This window comes from Runella limosa DSM 17973 (genome assembly GCF_000482465.1).
In the GTDB taxonomy this organism is placed as follows: Bacteria; Bacteroidota; Bacteroidia; order Cytophagales; family Spirosomataceae; genus Runella; species Runella limosa.
The window spans coordinates 201,037-216,864 of record NZ_KI519421.1 but is presented as its reverse complement, the minus strand read 5'-3'; the positions used below and the strand labels follow the sequence as shown (position 1 = coordinate 216,864).

11 protein-coding genes are annotated in these 15,828 nt (G+C 44.2%); 9 read left to right on the top strand and 2 right to left on the bottom strand.

Annotated elements, in window-relative coordinates:
- Window positions 1-163 precede the first annotated feature (163 nt).
- The 5 genes from K339_RS0116645 to K339_RS0116625 all read left to right on the top strand — a co-directional run bounded on the left by K339_RS0116645 (window position 164) and on the right by K339_RS0116625 (window position 8,799).
- Window positions 164-1,312: a Gfo/Idh/MocA family protein gene (locus K339_RS0116645; RefSeq protein ID WP_028524606.1), complete on the top strand. Its 1,149-nt coding sequence runs from the start codon at window positions 164-166 to the stop codon at window positions 1,310-1,312.
- Between the two features lie 108 nt (window positions 1,313-1,420).
- Entirely contained in the window at window positions 1,421-2,005 is a 585-nt protein-coding gene (locus K339_RS0116640; protein ID WP_028524605.1) for an RNA polymerase sigma factor, read from the top strand.
- Between the two features lie 136 nt (window positions 2,006-2,141).
- Window positions 2,142-3,230 carry a FecR family protein gene (locus K339_RS0116635; RefSeq protein ID WP_028524604.1) on the top strand — a complete coding sequence of 363 codons (1,089 nt, stop codon included), beginning with the start codon at window positions 2,142-2,144 and terminating at the stop codon, window positions 3,228-3,230.
- 228 nt (window positions 3,231-3,458) lie between these two features.
- Window positions 3,459-7,010, top strand: coding sequence for a TonB-dependent receptor (locus K339_RS0116630; protein ID WP_229598753.1), 3,552 nt, complete (start codon window positions 3,459-3,461; stop codon window positions 7,008-7,010).
- Between the two features lie 19 nt (window positions 7,011-7,029).
- A complete protein-coding gene (locus K339_RS0116625; RefSeq protein WP_028524602.1) occupies window positions 7,030-8,799 on the top strand; it encodes a RagB/SusD family nutrient uptake outer membrane protein in 1,770 nt (589 codons plus the stop codon).
- An 86-nt stretch (window positions 8,800-8,885) separates the two neighbouring features.
- Here the strand turns inward: K339_RS0116625 and K339_RS36695 are convergent, their stop codons facing one another.
- Window positions 8,886-9,137 (bottom strand): BPTI/Kunitz domain-containing protein, encoded by a 252-nt coding sequence (locus K339_RS36695; protein ID WP_084332237.1) that lies wholly within the window; start codon window positions 9,135-9,137, stop codon window positions 8,886-8,888.
- Window positions 9,138-9,323: 186 nt separating this feature from the next.
- Here K339_RS36695 and K339_RS0116620 point away from each other — a divergent pair, with 186 nt between their 5' ends.
- Window positions 9,324-10,376 carry a sugar phosphate isomerase/epimerase family protein gene (locus tag K339_RS0116620; protein ID WP_028524601.1) on the top strand — a complete coding sequence of 351 codons (1,053 nt, stop codon included), beginning with the start codon at window positions 9,324-9,326 and terminating at the stop codon, window positions 10,374-10,376.
- A gap of 111 nt (window positions 10,377-10,487) precedes the next feature.
- On the opposite strand, the gene K339_RS0116615 is transcribed toward K339_RS0116620, so the two are convergent.
- On the bottom strand, window positions 10,488-11,012 hold the full coding sequence (locus K339_RS0116615) for a c-type cytochrome (RefSeq protein ID WP_028524600.1): 525 nt from the start codon (window positions 11,010-11,012) through the stop codon (window positions 10,488-10,490).
- Window positions 11,013-11,165: 153 nt separating this feature from the next.
- On the opposite strand from K339_RS0116615, the gene K339_RS0116610 reads away from it, so the two are divergent.
- The 3 genes from K339_RS0116610 (at window position 11,166) to K339_RS0116600 (ending at window position 15,809) form a co-directional block, all read left to right on the top strand.
- Window positions 11,166-12,245: a dipeptidase gene (locus tag K339_RS0116610; protein WP_028524599.1), complete on the top strand. Its 1,080-nt coding sequence runs from the start codon at window positions 11,166-11,168 to the stop codon at window positions 12,243-12,245.
- 178 nt (window positions 12,246-12,423) lie between these two features.
- On the top strand, window positions 12,424-12,690 hold the full coding sequence (locus tag K339_RS0116605) for a carboxypeptidase-like regulatory domain-containing protein (protein WP_028524598.1): 267 nt from the start codon (window positions 12,424-12,426) through the stop codon (window positions 12,688-12,690).
- Window positions 12,691-12,701: 11 nt separating this feature from the next.
- Window positions 12,702-15,809, top strand: a complete 3,108-nt coding sequence (locus K339_RS0116600) for a SusC/RagA family TonB-linked outer membrane protein (RefSeq protein ID WP_028524597.1) — start codon at window positions 12,702-12,704, stop codon at window positions 15,807-15,809.
- Window positions 15,810-15,828 lie beyond the last annotated feature (19 nt).

The following is a 15,828-nucleotide window of genomic DNA, read 5'->3' as shown; positions in this document are numbered from 1 at the left end:
TTCCAGTGGACTAAAGTAGGCGTAAGTTTTTTTTTACCCAATTTTCGTGAGAAAAAGGCTTTTTTTTACTTTGTGAATGTAAAAGTACTTCGCTCGTGAATGGCGAAAATGACAGAATCAAACTAACCTTGTAACTAAAACACCAAATTTAAAAATTAAAAATATGGCTCGAAAAATTAGAATGGGCATGGTTGGTGGAGGCCGTGGGGCTTTCATTGGAGGGGTACACCGAATTGCGGCTGCTATCGACGGTGAGATAGACCTAGTATGCGGTGCGTTTAGCTCAACGCCCGAAAAGTCGAAAGCGTCGGGCGAAGATCTTATGCTTGATCCGTCGCGTTGTTATGGCGATTTCAAAGAAATGATTCAAAAAGAAAAACGCCGTAAAGACCGCATGGACGTGGTGTCGATTGTGACGCCTAACCACATGCACTTTGCCCCAGCCAAGATGGCGCTCGAAAACGGCTTCCACGTGATTTGTGATAAGCCCGTGACGTTTTCGTTGAGTGAGGCTAGAAAATTGCAAGAAATTGTTGAAAAAACGGGCTTGACTTTTGCCTTAACCCATAACTATACGGGCTATCCGATGGTGAAAGAAGCCCGTCAACGTATCAAAAACGGGGCCATCGGTGCGATTCGTAAAGTGGTGGTTGAATACCCACAAGGCTGGTTGTCGTTTCCTGTCGAAAAGGACGGGTCGAAACAAGCCGAATGGCGTACCGATCCCAAACGCTCAGGGATTGCAGGCGCAGTGGGTGACATCGGAACGCACGCAGAAAACCTAGCCGAATACATCACAGGGTTGAAAATAACGGAATTGTGTGCCGACGTGAGCCGCGTGGTAGAAGGGCGTGTGTTGGATGATGATGCCAACGTTTTGCTTCGTTTTGACAACGGCGCAAGAGGAATTTTGCACTGTAGCCAAATTTGTAATGGCGATTGGAATGGCCTTAATATTCGCATCTACGGGGAGTTGGGCAGTTTGCACTGGCACCAAGAAACACCTCAATATTTACACCACAAAAGCACGGATGGGTATCAGATTTATCAGCCATCGGTGGGGCAGTTGTCGGACTCTGCCAATGCCCACTCACGCATTCCGTTTGGTCACCCAGAAGGGTACTTGGAGGCTTTTGCCAACGTCTATCGCAATTTTGCCCGTACGGTACGTAAGCGCATGAATGGCGAAGAACCCAATGAATTTGATTTAGATTTCCCAACCATCGAAGACGGTATCCGTGGAATGCAATTTGTCGAAACGGTCATCGCTTCGGGAAAAAGCAATAGTAAGTGGGTTAAGTTTAAAGGATAAAATTGCCTAGTATAACATCCTGTATATATTTGTCGTACAGGATGTTATTTTGAAAATCAACCATCATTAGTTACCTCTTAAATCAGAAAAACATGATTTGCTATTTGAATGAAATTGACGCAAGTACATCTTGATGAGCGAGAGCTGTGGGATCGCCTGAAATCGGGAGATACCAATGCGTTTGGGCAAATTTCGACGCATTATTATCGGATATTGTTTGACTATGGCCGTAAATTCACCAAAGACCGTGAACTTATCAAAGATGTCATTCAAGATGCGCTATTGGTGTTGTGGCAAAAAAGAGCCCACATCAATCCCGACGAAAATGCTAAATTGTACTTACTAAAAATCATTCGGAATAGTTTATTCAAAGAACTTCAAAAACAGCACCTGCGGGTAGCCGATGGCCAGTTTGATGAACTGGAGTTTATGGAGCCCGAAGAATCGTTTATCATTTCGGCAGAATCATCGCAGCAGATGAATGCCAAGCTGCAATTACACCTCAAAAATCTTCCCAAGCGGCAGCAAGAAGTATTGTTCTTGAAATTTTACCAAGACCTCAGCAACGATCAAATCGCGGAGGTAATGAATATTCATCGTCAATCGGTCGCCAATTTGCTCCATAATGGCCTCCGTCTGCTCAAAAATCACTTCTTTCTCACGACCCTCTATTTCATTTTGACAAGGTGTTGACAATTTGTTAACACACCAAATTTCCCCCTCCTGAGAAATACCTTCTCTTTTGCATAATAAATTTTGACTTTCATGAGTATAGACCGCCAAAGTCTGGATATACCTTATAAAAGCAGCAATAAGTACTATTTTTTCTATGATAGATTATAGTAAATTCGAGGTAGAAGATTTTATAACCGACGAATCCTTTGGCGAGTGGGTCAAGGGTGAGTCGGACAAGCATACGGCATTTTGGGAGTTTTGGCTGGAAGCACACCCTGAAAAAAAAGAAATTGTGAAGCAAGCAAGGCAGCTGCTGGAAGCCCTGAAAAACCAACCAACGGCTATCAACGACGATGAAATTTCCATTGAAGTAGCCAAAGTAGTAAGCCAAGTGGAAGAACAGCCTCGTATATTTTTTCCTTGGTGGGGAAAGGTGGCAGCAGCAGTAGTGGTAGCTTTGGGAATAGGCGTATGGTTTTGGGCCACGTTTGTACCAAAGATACCAGTAACGGTAGCAACTTCACCATTGAACAGCAGCACCACAAAGAATGAAAAAGTAGAAGTGATTAATAATACTAATTCCGATTATACGGCGTCTTTGCCCGATGGCAGTACTGTGGTGCTGAAAAAAGGGAGTAAAGTGAGTTTTATTGAAAAGTTTGTGGGCGACAAGCGCGAAGTATTTTTGACGGGTGAAGGGTTCTTTAACGTGGTTCGTAATCCCTCCCAACCTTTTTATGTATATGCCAATGGCCTAGTGACGCGGGTATTGGGAACGAGTTTTACGGTACGGGCTTACACCAAAGACAAAGAAGTAATAGTGGCGGTAAAAACGGGGAAGGTGATGGTGTATTCGCTCTCAGAATTGAAAAAATCGGAGCAAAATGCCAATTATCAAGTGCAGAGTTTGTATTTGACACCCAACCAGCAAGCCACTTTTGAGCGAGAAATGGAGAAGTTTAACAAAGCATTGGTGGAAAAACCTACGATTCTTACAAAACCTGTAGAAACCCCCGATTTTACCTTTGAAAACACGCCTATCGCTGAAGTATTCCAACGCCTTAAAATTGCCTATGGCGTTGATATTGTGTATGATGCAGAAGTGATGAAAAATTGCTCCGTCACGGCACCTTTGGGAGATGAATCGCTTTTTACGAAGCTGACCATCATCTGCAAAACCATTGGGGCGCGTTACGAAATCGTCGAAACCGAAATTGTGGTTTCGGGTCGTGGGTGTCCCTAAATTGTGAACATTAATACTATTCCTCTCTACTAAACTATCCTAAACTTAAACCGAACTCTATGTCTCCATAATTACCTGACTCCTTTAAAAAACGAAGTCGGCAATGGTCGCAACATTACCGACTTGTAGTTTTATCCCCTCCATTTTGTTGTGCTGCAACTACCCGATTTCTCGGGTGCTGGGAGGGATTTTGTCCAAAAAATCTTGAACTAAAACCAAACCAAATGTATGGAAAGTTTACCAAAAAAGCGCAAACTGTTGCTTATAGCTATGCGAATCACCTGTTTACAACTACTGATTAGTGTCGTGCTTAGTGGTTTGGCCGTCGCGCGTGAGGGACTGGCCCAAGAAGCGCTGAATCGTAACATCAGCCTTTCGGTCGAAAATAAGCCATTAAAAACCGCATTGACGCTCATTGAAAAAACCGCTAACGTTAAATTTACGTATTTACCGCAGCTGATTGCCAAAAACGACAAAGTGTCATTGACGGTTTCGAACCAACAGCTGTCGGTTGTTCTTGAAAAACTACTGCGCCCGTTGGGACTATCGTATGAAGCATCGGGAGAGTATATTATCCTGACCAAAGCGGATGTTCAGATGCTCGAAAAAAGGAGCTACGTACCGATGCAAACCATAGAACAGAATGTAAAAGGACGTATCAACGACGAAAAAGGAGAGGGGCTTCCTGGGGTGAGTGTTGTTATAAAAGGCACACAACGTGGTACCACAACCAACGCCAACGGAGAATTTTCGTTGGTTGTGCCTGATAACAAAACAGTGTTGATTATCAGTTATGTGGGTTATAGTCCCCAAGAAATTACGGTCGGCAACCAATCCTCTATTTTGATTTCGCTCAAAGCTGATTTGAAAACGTTGAACGAAGTCGTCGTGGTTGGTTATGGTGTTCAAAAGAAAGCCAACTTGACTGGTGCGGTGGACATGGTTACGAGCGAGATATTTGATAACCGTCCGATGACCAACCTGAACCAAGGTATGCAAGGGGTGTTGCCCAACCTTAACATCAAGATGATGGATGGGAAGCCCAACCAAGCACCAAGTTTTAACATTCGGGGGACGACCTCGATTGGACAAGGAGGAAATGCCTTGGTTTTGATTGATAACGTGGAGGGCGATCCAAGTTTGCTGAACCCCAACGATATTGCGACCATTACCTTGTTGAAAGATGCGGCTTCGGCTTCCATTTACGGAGCAAGAGGGGTATTTGGAGTGGTGTTGATTACCACAAAAAATCCAGCAGCAGGAAAAACAAACGTTACTTATTCCACCAATTATTCGTTCAAAAAGCCCATTGCAAGACCTGACTTGGTGACGGATGGCTACACTTGGGCCTCTATGTTTGCCGAATCATTCGTCAACTTTGGAGGAACGTTTCCCCAAAATGCCAACAAAACCCTCAAGTTTTCTCAGGCGTATTTGAATGAACTCAAACGTCGGTCGGAAGTGGGAGGTTTGCCAGAAGTAGAAATAGACCCTGCAACGGGTGAGTACGTCTATTATGGGAGTACAGACTATTATGGACATTTATACAAAGATGTCAACAACTCTAACGAGCACAACCTGAGTATCTCAGGAAGCACCGACAAAGCGAGTTATTTGATTACGGGTCGTTATTTTGGTCAAGAGGGTTTGTTTCGTTACAACTCGGACGATTATCGGGTCTTTAACTTTACGGGGAAGGGTTCGATTCAGCTATTCCCTTGGTTGAAAATCAACAACATGTCGCAATACTCCGACATGAAATACCACAACCCGTCGAATGTCGGCGAAGGTGGGGGTGTTTGGCGCAATATTGCGGATGAAGGCCACCCTTTGGCTCCATTGTTGAACCCCGACGGTACCATCACTTTTTCGGCAGCATATAGCATTGGTGATTTTTACTATGGTAAAAACGGCATTGACAATAACAAAAAGGTGTTTAGAAATACGACGGGATTTGTATCTCAGTTTTTCAACGACAAATTGAGAGTAAAAGGTGATTTTACAATTCAAAATACCGACAACAATGACCGAATCAAGGCAGTACCAGTGCCTTACAGCGTCAAACCTGGTACAATAGCGTACGTTGGAACGACGACCAATTCTATCAATGATGTGTATCGTGAAACGTCGTACATGACGACCAACCTTTATACGGAGTACGAAAATACGTTCAAAGAAAACCATTATTTGAAAGCAATGGTGGGGTATAACTACGAGCAATCGAATTATCAGCGGTTGTCTGCCCAACGTAACGGACTTATTTTTGAGGATGCACAAGACATTAACCTAGCGCTAGGGCAGGCCATTACCACCACGGGAGGCTGGGAAAGATGGAAAATTCAAGGAGGTTTTGCTCGGCTCAACTATTCGTACAAAGACCGATATTTGTTGGAAGTAAACGGTCGTTATGATGGGTCATCGAAATTTCCTGCCAATCAGCGATTTGCCTTTTTTCCATCGTACTCTTTCGGTTGGAGGTTATCCAAAGAGCCCTTCTGGAAAGTATCAGAACGGGTTGTTTCCGACTTAAAACTAAGAGCATCTTATGGCTCATTAGGAAATGGTAACATCAGTTCGTATGCTTACTTGGAGCAATTCTCTATTTCACAATCATCCATGATTTTGGCAGGTCAGCGGCCGCAGCAAACCAGAAACCCAACGGTTTTGCCTGAGGGGCTTACGTGGGAAACCGCCACCACCAAGAATATCGGGATTGATTTGTCGATGCTTTCTAATCGGTTGACTTTTGTGGCCGATGCCTATATCCGAACCACCACCGATATGTTTACGGTGGGTTTGACACTTCCTGCTGTTTTTGGTGCGACTGCTCCCAAGGGTAACTATGCCGATTTGGAAACCAAAGGCTGGGAAACCATGCTGTCGTATCGCGACAAGTTTTCGCTTGGCTCAAAGCCATTTAATTTTGATTTACGCCTAACATTGGCAGATTATAAGGCGGTAATTACCAAATACAATAACCCACAAAAATTGTTAAATGATTATTACGAAGGGCAAGTATTGGGTGAAATTTGGGGATACGAAACCGATGGTTTCTTTAAGTCGGCAGATGATGTAAAAAACAGTGCGAGCCAGAATTTGTTCAGAACTGCTTCCAATGGACTTTGGTTTCCAGGAGATATTAAGTTCAAGGATGTCAACGGCGACGGTGCCATTACGCCAGGTACTGATAGGGTAGAAAACCCAGGCGACCGCTCTATCATTGGTAACTCTACCCCAAGATATACCTACGGGGTTATGCTGGGTGCCGATTGGAATAATTTCTTCTTCTCCGCTTTTATTCAGGGCGTTGGACAACAAAATTGGTATCCCAGCAGAGAGGCAAACCTATTTTGGGGACAATACAACCGTCCTTATGGAGATATTCCTAAAAGCCAATTGGGAAATATCTGGACGGAGCAAAACCCCAACGCGTACTTCCCACGGTATGTGTCGCGGATAGCTAGTAATGCCAACGGAACCCTCAGCGCTGCGCAAACCCGCTACTTGCAAAATGTGGCGTATATGCGTCTGAAAAACATCCAAATTGGGTACAACTTGCCCCGCGCCATCGTCTCAAAAATTGGTTCTTCGGCAGGACGGGTTTTCTTGTCTGCTGAAAATATTTGGTCATTATCACCTCTTTACAAACATACCCGTGATTTTGACGTAGAAAGCGCCGTAGCTTCCGACCAAGTATTTAGCCCTGGTGGAAACTCTGGGGATGCCTACAACTATCCAATTATGAAAAGTGTAACCGTTGGTTTGTCTATCACTTTCTAACCACCAAAAAAGTACGACTATGAAGCTTAAATACATCCTTATATTACTTGTCGCAACCTTATGCGCAGGCTGTGATTTGGAGGAACTTCCAGAAGCAACTACTTCAAAGGGGCCTATATTTGGTAGCGAAAGTGGCTTGGTGCTTTATACCAACTCGTTTTATACGCTGTTCAATGGTAAAAACCTCCACCGAGCCGACGCCATGTCTGACTACTTAGCACGGCGAGAGTCGCCATCGTTTATTACCGAAGGCAACTACAGCGCTCAGGTGAGTACTGGCTGGAGTTGGTCAGAGTTGAGAAATATCAATTATTTTATCCAAAACTGCAACGACCCCAAAGTGCCGCTGGCCGTTCGCAAAAACTACTTAGGTATTGCACGGTTCTTTCGGGCTTGGTTTTATTTTGATAAAGTCAAACGGTTTGGTGATGTGCCTTGGTATGGTAAAGCGCTTGACGTATCAGATACTGAATTGTTGTTCAAAGGCCGAGATCCGCGTAGTGTTGTGATGGATTCGGTGGTGGCCGACTTGGACTATGCTTGTCAAAACATTTCAACGAGCAGCGAGCCAACCAGAAGTTTGGTGACAAAATACGTTGCGTACGCATTCAAGGCGCGTGTGTGCCTTTTTGAAGGAACTTTCCGAAAATACCACACCAACTTAGGGCTGCAAAATACAGCCGCTGGGTTTCTAACCCAAGCGGCTGAGGCAGCTAAAAAAGTAATGGATGAAGGTGGTTATAAACTATTTGATGGTTCGGGAACGGACAAATCGTACCGCCAAGTGTTTATCAGCGCTGCGCCTGTGACAACGGAAGTGATGCTGTCGGCGGTCTGTGATTTGGCCTTAAATAACCTAAACGATGCCAACTGGTATTGGACAAGTGGTACTTACGGCGATAAAGCAAGCTTTATTCGGACGTTTATCAATACGTATTTGAACATCGACGGGACGCCTTTTACCAATAATGCAGCCTACAAAACCATGTTGTTTAAGGACGAGGTAAAAGGACGCGACAGACGTCTCCAACAAACCATTCGGGTAGGTGATTACAAGCGGACGAGTGGGGGTGTGTTGGTGCCATCGCCACCGTTGTTTTCCTATACCTTCACAGGCTATATGCCTATCAAGTGGACGTTGGATGACATGTATTACGATACCCGCGACTTGAACATAAACTCCGTTTCTATTTTCCGATTTGCCGAAGTATTACTCAACTATGCCGAGGCAAAAGCTGAATTGGGAACGCTCACCGACGCTGATTGGGCAGCTTCGATTGGTGCCTTACGCAAGCGGGCGGGGATTACGGGTGGACTTACGACCAAACCAACGGTTGTTGATAGCTACTTGCAATCCAACTATTTCCCAGCCATCACCGACCCAGTGGTTTTGGAAGTACGCCGAGAACGCGGTATTGAGCTTTGTTTGGAAGGTTTCCGTTTTGACGATATTTTAAGATGGAAACGCGGAGAGTTGATGCAAATGGAGTGGAATGGAATGTACGTCCCGTCGCTCAATACGCCGATGGATTTGAACGAAGACGGGATTTTGGACGTAGCATTTTACAAAACGCTGCCAGCGTCTCGTCCAGCGGGAGTGACTTACGTGGAAGTGTCGCCTACAATCGCGGGCAAGCCTAACTCACAACTTATTTCGGGAGATACTTCAGGTGAACTGACGTGGTTGAACAACATACCACGTAAGTGGACAGACCGAAACTATTATTATCCGATTCCAACGGCTGATATTATTACTAATCCAAAACTTACCCAAAATGCGGGCTGGTAGAGGGTAACAAGTGATTTTGTATTTGATGAATAGCTCGGCCGTGGGTCGAGCTATTCGTTTTTTATACCTTATTTTTGAAGAAATCATCATTTTCGGCACTCACAGTCTCTGCAAGCTTCCAACGTCTCAAAGGGAACCACGCCACCACATCCACCCCACGTAAATTCTTTGCACTTCTTTTCTTTTTTGTCGTAATAAAATCGCCTAAACGCCGCAAAACATACTCCAGTCTCAGGCTCTAAAGCGCAATTGGGTGGAATGGGGCAAGAGCTTTCACAACTTATTAGGCTTACGATAATTGTTGTCAACCAAGCAGATGATAGGGTGCGCTTTTTCATGGAGCTTATTGTTTATTATTGAGACTCACAACTTCAACAAAAAGTTGGAATTTAAGCGCTATGTTTGTGGCAGCCATCAGTAATAAAACCCGTTTTTCTGCTTTAAAAAGTACCAAAAAGCTTGCAGGAATTTGTTTAATTGCGGGCTGTAACGTAAAACATTTTGTCTTTTACTCGTTCAAACCAATGAAAACCATCAAAGGACCTGCCATATTTTTGGCACAATTTATGGGCGACGAAGCCCCGTTCAACTCGTTGGATACCATCGCAAAGTACATGGCCGATTTGGGCTACAAAGGAATTCAAATTCCGACTTGGGATTCGCGTTGTATCGACCTCAAAACTGCTGCTGAGTCAAAAACGTACTGCGACGAGTACAAAGGAAAATTGGCCGACATCGGCGTGGAAATCACCGAATTGTCTTCGCACTTACAAGGCCAATTGGTCGCAGTTCACCCTGCTTATGACCCTATGTTCGACGGCTTTGCGTCGCCAGAGGTGCGTAACAACCCTGCGGCTCGTACGGAGTGGGCTATTCAGCAATTAAAATGGGCAGCAAAAGCTTCTCAAAACCTCGGCTTAACCTCACACGTGACGTTTTCAGGAGCGTTGTTGTGGCCTTTCTTGTATCCATGGCCCCAGCGTCCAGCAGGTTTGGTGGAAACAGGCTTTAAAGAATTAGGCAAACGTTGGAAGCCAATTTTGGATGCTTTCGACGAAGCAGGCGTAAACGTAGGCTATGAACTTCACCCAGGTGAGGATGTTCACGATGGCGTTACGTTCGAGATGTTCTTGGAAGCCGTTGGCAACCACCCACGGGCTGGTATCAACTATGACCCAAGCCACTTTGTATTGCAACAGCTTGATTATCTACAATTTATTGATTTTTATCACGAGCGTATTTTTGCTTATCACGTCAAAGACGCTGAGTTTAATCCAACGGGTAAGCAAGGCGTTTACAGTGGTTTCCAAGGCTGGGCTGACCGCGCAGGTCGTTTCCGTTCGTTGGGCGACGGTCAAGTAGATTTTAGCGGAATTTTCTCTAAATTATCGCAATACAACTACGATGGTTGGGCGGTATTGGAGTGGGAGTGCTGCATCAAATCGCCGATTCAAGGAGCGGCTGAAGGCGCACCGTTTATCGCTGATCATATCATTCAAGTAACCGAAAAAGCATTTGATGATTTTGCAGGAACGGGCGCTGATGAAGCCTTTAACCGTAAAGTATTAGGTTTGTAGGAATATACCCTCACCTTCCCGAAAGTTCTAAACTTTCGGGAAGGTGTACCACCAAAAAAGCCGCAATAGACATCCTATCGCGGCTTTTTTGGTGAGTTCAGTTAACTGATATTAATTTCTTGGAGGGCCGCCTGGACCACCACCTGGACGAGCGCCGTTCGGACGGCCTGGGTGGGCTTCGCCACGGTGGCAAGTAGAGCAACCAATGCGAGGTTTACGGTCTTTAGTCGCGTATGAAGGCAAAGCAGCAATGACTTCATCGTTGATTTTACCCACCATCGCCACCATATCAGTAGCAATTTTGTGGTCATTTTTCTCGTCAGAAGCCCAGTCGTTTAGGTTGTGGCAGTGGCTACAGCTTACGCCAAGGGTTTTGCTCCAACGGTTTTCCATGATGCCTAAAACGGCTTCTGCGGGTTGGCCTTTAAAAATCTTAATGTTTTTGAACACCTGTTCTGCGGGTAGTTTTTCTTTGCCCACAATCGCCTCTTTGATGGCTTTTACGTGCTTGGCGCGGTCAGCAGCAAGGCTGTCTTCGCGAGGATCAGCAGAAGGGGCAGTGGTGCGTGAGGGAGTTAAAGCCAATAAAGAAGCGATGGCAGTTACTCCAAAAAGGGATAAAATCCATTTTTTCATGGGAAGGAAGAGGTTTAAATGGGAACTTTGATTACGGTAGCAAACTTAGAGAAAAAGTAAAAGTTTCCAAGAATCTACGCTAAAATAAGTTAGGAAAACGTGGGGATTTGATAGATTTGAGGCTGTTTTGAACAAGTACCTAACAAATTAACCATGCTTATCATTGATGCACACCTCGACATGGCCATGAATGCCGTCGAATGGAACCGTGACTATACGTGTTCGGTTCAGGAACTTCGTGAACGTGAAATTGAAAAAAACTTAACTGATAAACGAGACCGTGGCAAAGGGACGGTTTCGTTGCCCGAACTACGAAAAGGGAAAATTGGCTTGGTAGTTGCAACGCAACTGGCTAGAGTAACCGAGCGCGGAAGTGCCTTTGACGGCTGGTATTCTCCTGCCCAAGCCTGGGCCATGACCCAAGCCCAACTCGCGTGGTACCAAGCCATGACAGATTTGGGTGAAATGGTACAGATCACTGATTATGAAGGGCTAACAAAGCACCTCGAACTGTGGCAAAATGCCTCTATTCCCGACGAAACCAAACCTGTTGGTTTTATTTTATCCTTAGAAGGGGCAGACTCGTTGGTGAACCTTTCTTACCTCGAAAAAGCATACGGATACGGATTGCGTGCCCTTGGGCCTGCTTGGTACGGGCCAGGTCGGTATGCGTCGGGTACGGCTACGACCGACGGTTTGACGGCCGCTGGAAAAGACTTGTTACGCGAGATGGACGCGCTCGGAATGATTTTGGACGCCACGCACCTTACCGACAAAGGTTTTGACGAAGCACTGGCCATTTATAAAGGCACGATTTGGGCGAGTCACCACAACTGCCGTACGTTAGTGCCTCACCAGCGCCAGCTTTCTGACGAGCAAATTTTACGGTTAGCGGAAAGAGGTGCGGTGATTGGCGGGGCGTTGGATGCTTGGATGATGGCTCCAGGGTTTTTGCAACGTCAATCTGACCCCAAAGAGTTTGGTGTAACGATGGATAAACTCGTGGATCACTGGGATCATATTTGCCAATTGACGGGCAATAGCCTCCACGTCGCATTTGGTACGGATTTGGACGGAATGTTTGGCCGCGAGCAGTCGCCTTACGACTTAGACACCATCTCCGACCTGCAAAAGTACCAAGACTTATTGCGTAATCGTGGGTACTCAACCACGGATATTGAGAATATATTCCATAAGAATTGGTTAAGATTACTTACAAATACTTGGAAATAGCCCAAATGGGTTTTGTATTATTGTTAGATTAAATATTGGTATATCGTTGATATGTCCAATTTTTAAGTGTATAAATGACATATTAAAAAAATTTAACAAATGTTGTCATTTTAATAACAATAATTTAAAAATTGCGTATAAATTGCATTTGGTAATCTAAACTAATCCCTATCAATTTATGCGTAAAATTTTATTTGCCAATCTGGTCGTAATACTTATTGCGACTGGAAATTTGATGGCACAAGACAGAGCACTGTCGAGGGCTGTCAAAGACGAAAATGGGCAAGGACTGCCCTGTGTGAACATTCTACTCAAAGGCACCAACCGCGGAACGAACTCCGCTGGAGATGGTGCCTTTAAACTTTTGGTTCCAGCTTCTGGGACTTTGGTGTTTTTTTCAGTGGGCTACGAAACAAAATATGTAGCGTTCAATTCTTCTCTCTAATCAAAACTACTATGCAAAAAAATAAACTTGTATGGTTCATAGCCATTTTACTTTTCATGGTAAATGGCCTACGAGCACAAACGCGTGTCATAACAGGGAAGGTGACTTCCTCGGCAAATGAAGCCCAACCTGGCGCTTCGGTGATTGTCAAGGGCACAAATAAAGGAACCGTCACGGATGCTAATGGTGTCTATAGTTTAAGCGTGCCAAATGGTGATGTGACGTTGGCAGTATCGATTATTGGCTTTAATGGCCTAGAAAAATTAGTGAGAGCTAATGTTTCGACGATGGACTTTTCGCTTACTGAAAATGCAAGTACCTTAAACGAAGTCGTCGTTACGGCACTTGGTATTTCTCGTGAAAAGAAAACGCTGGTGTATGCCACCCAAACGGTTAAACCCACTGAATTGGTAGAGGCAAGAGATCCAAACAACGTGATCAATTCACTATCAGGTAAAATTGCCAATGCCGTTATTACGCAAGGTTCGGGCGGGCCAGGTTCAGGTGCTCGAATTGTATTGCGGGGTAACCGCTCCATTCAGGGGTCAAACAATGCGTTGATCGTAGTAGATGGTGTGCCATTGAGCAACGGTACAAACGGTACCGCTGGAAGTGACTTCGGTTTTGTGCAAGGTTCTGACGGTGCTTCGAGTATCAACCCTGATGATATTGAGTCTGTTACGGTATTGAGAGGCGCCTCCGCAGCAGCGTTGTATGGAAGCCAGGCAGGTAACGGCGTTTTAGTCATTACAACCAAGAAAGGTAAAGCAGATAAAGTTGCGGTAAGTATCAATTCAGGGTTTAGTACTGAAAATGTTTGGGCATTGCCTCGGTTTCAAAATACTTATGGACAAGGTAACGGTGGTATATTGAGCACGACATCGGGCGAAAGCTGGGGTGCTAAAATGACGGGACAATCTATCACTAACTATTTGGGACAGCCTGGTACTTATTCTGCACAGCCTAATAACGTTCAGGATTTTTTCAGAAATGGTTCGAGCTTAAATAATGCGATTAGTGTGACGGGTGGTACAGATAAAATGCAAACGTATGTATCTTATACCAACAACCGCATTGGTGGGATTATTAACAAAAATGATTTATTCAGAAATACGATAAACCTTCGTATTACTAACCAAATCTCGAAGCGTTTTTCGACGGATGCCAAAATTACGTATGTGAATCAACGCATCAATAGCCGCCCACGGTCGGGTGAAGAAAACGCCCCCGTCGCTAACATTTATAATGTGGCTAGAAACATGACGACTGCCGATTTGATGCAATATGAGAAACTGAACAATGTTGGTATCCCAGAGCCTACTACTTTTCCATCTACGCTAAGTTCGATTTATCAAAACCCTTATTGGATGATAAATAATTACATCAATAACGAAGCGAGAGATCGAGTGATTGGGTTTTTAACGGCTAAATACAAACTTACTGATTGGCTGACTCTTTCAGGAAAAGCGAACCTTGATAAAACTACTGACAACGGCGAAACTTCGATTTATCAAGGAACAATCTTGTATTCTAGGCCTGGTGGGGATTATTCAAGAAACACCATCAATGTAACCGAAAAATGGTTTGACTTGATGCTTGATGGTAACAACAAAATCACTGATAATTTAAACATCAATTATCGCGTAGGTGGAATTTTCCAAGATAGCCAATACGATGGTAATTCTCAGTCAGCAGGTGGTTTGAATGTAACCAATAAATTCAGTTTGAATTTTTCACAAAACCCATCCGTAACATCAAGCTTTACCCGAGTACAAACACAGTCGGTATTTGCACAAGCCAACTTGTCTTTGAAAGAATCGGTGTTTTTGGATTTAAGTTTGCGTAACGACTGGGATTCAAGGCTTCCAAGTCCTCACTCCTTCCTTTATCCTTCGGCGGGGCTTTCTACCATACTTTCTGATTTGGTTAAATTACCAGAAAGCATCTCCTTCTTAAAAGCAAGCCTAAACTATGCCGAAGTAGGTAATGGGGGTAGATTTGGTCTATTGAAATCGGTTTATAACTATGGTCAAGGGGCTGGAAATGGCTTTTTACAAATCAATTCTACGCTTCCTTTCCCTAACTTAAAGCCTGAAATTGTTAGAAACTTAGAGTTTGGACTTGAAGCTAAATTCTTACAAAATAGATTAGGGGTTACAGCTACTTATTATAAGAGTAACTCATTCAATCAATTGTTGAGTGTGAGCTTACCAGTTGCCACTGGATTCAGCAGACAATACATCAACGCTGGAAATATCCAAAACTCAGGTATTGAATTGGTACTAACAGGTACACCTTTGCCGCAAGATTCGCCTTTGAAATGGGATATTACTTTCAATGCTGCGATGAACCGCAACAAAGTGGTAGAATTGAGCGACCAAGTAAAAATATTCTATCTTGGTGGTGGATTCGGTCGCTCGGCAACACCAGTAGTTGAAGAAGGCAAAGCTTATGGTGATTTGTTGGCTTTCAAATGGAATACAAATGCTTCTGGACAATACATAGTTGATGCCAACGGCAAGCCAAGTTTAACACAGGAACAAAGCTATATCGGTAATTTCAACCCAAAAGCAACCCTCGGTCTTTCCAACTCGTTTGACTACAAAGGTGTTTCTGTACGTTTATTGGTGGATGGTCGTGTGGGTGGTATTGTTGTTTCAGGAACTGAAATGAACCTAGCTTTTAGTGGTATTACTGAAGGAACCGAGGCGTATCGCGAAGGTGGCTGGAATTTGGGTGGTGTAAATGATAAAGGAGAAGCCAACTCAAAAGCCATCAAAGCGCAGGATTTTTGGCAAATCGCATCTGGTAAAAGATACGGTGCAGGTGAGTTTTTTGCGTATGATGCTACTAATTTCCGAGTACGCGAACTTTCAATCGGGTACAATCTTCCTGTAAAAAACATTAAAGCGGTGAAAGCAGCCAAATTGATGCTCGTTGCCCGTAACTTATTGTGGTTATACAGAGGTAGTTCAATATTGGACATCCCAGGTTTAGAAAAACGTAAAATGTGGTTTGACCCTGATATGAGCTTGGGTAATGGCAACTTCCAAGGTGTTGAATATGGTACAATGCCTGCAACACGTACACTGGGAGTGAATTTGCAAGTAACGTTCTAAGGTTTAATTTTTTCAATTA

What these genes read in the sequence shown, in the direction of transcription:
- K339_RS0116645 (WP_028524606.1), top strand. Translation starts at nt 164, where the DNA reads ATGGCTCGAAAAATTAGAATGGGCATGGTTGGTGGAGGCCGTGGGGCT.
- K339_RS0116640 (WP_028524605.1), top strand. Translation starts at nt 1,421, where the DNA reads ATGAAATTGACGCAAGTACATCTTGATGAGCGAGAGCTGTGGGATCGC.
- K339_RS0116635 (WP_028524604.1), top strand. Translation starts at nt 2,142, where the DNA reads ATGATAGATTATAGTAAATTCGAGGTAGAAGATTTTATAACCGACGAA.
- K339_RS0116630 (WP_229598753.1), top strand. Translation starts at nt 3,459, where the DNA reads ATGGAAAGTTTACCAAAAAAGCGCAAACTGTTGCTTATAGCTATGCGA.
- K339_RS0116625 (WP_028524602.1), top strand. Translation starts at nt 7,030, where the DNA reads ATGAAGCTTAAATACATCCTTATATTACTTGTCGCAACCTTATGCGCA.
- K339_RS36695 (WP_084332237.1), bottom strand. Translation starts at nt 9,137, where the DNA reads ATGAAAAAGCGCACCCTATCATCTGCTTGGTTGACAACAATTATCGTA.
- K339_RS0116620 (WP_028524601.1), top strand. Translation starts at nt 9,324, where the DNA reads ATGAAAACCATCAAAGGACCTGCCATATTTTTGGCACAATTTATGGGC.
- K339_RS0116615 (WP_028524600.1), bottom strand. Translation starts at nt 11,012, where the DNA reads ATGAAAAAATGGATTTTATCCCTTTTTGGAGTAACTGCCATCGCTTCT.
- K339_RS0116610 (WP_028524599.1), top strand. Translation starts at nt 11,166, where the DNA reads ATGCTTATCATTGATGCACACCTCGACATGGCCATGAATGCCGTCGAA.
- K339_RS0116605 (WP_028524598.1), top strand. Translation starts at nt 12,424, where the DNA reads ATGCGTAAAATTTTATTTGCCAATCTGGTCGTAATACTTATTGCGACT.
- K339_RS0116600 (WP_028524597.1), top strand. Translation starts at nt 12,702, where the DNA reads ATGCAAAAAAATAAACTTGTATGGTTCATAGCCATTTTACTTTTCATG.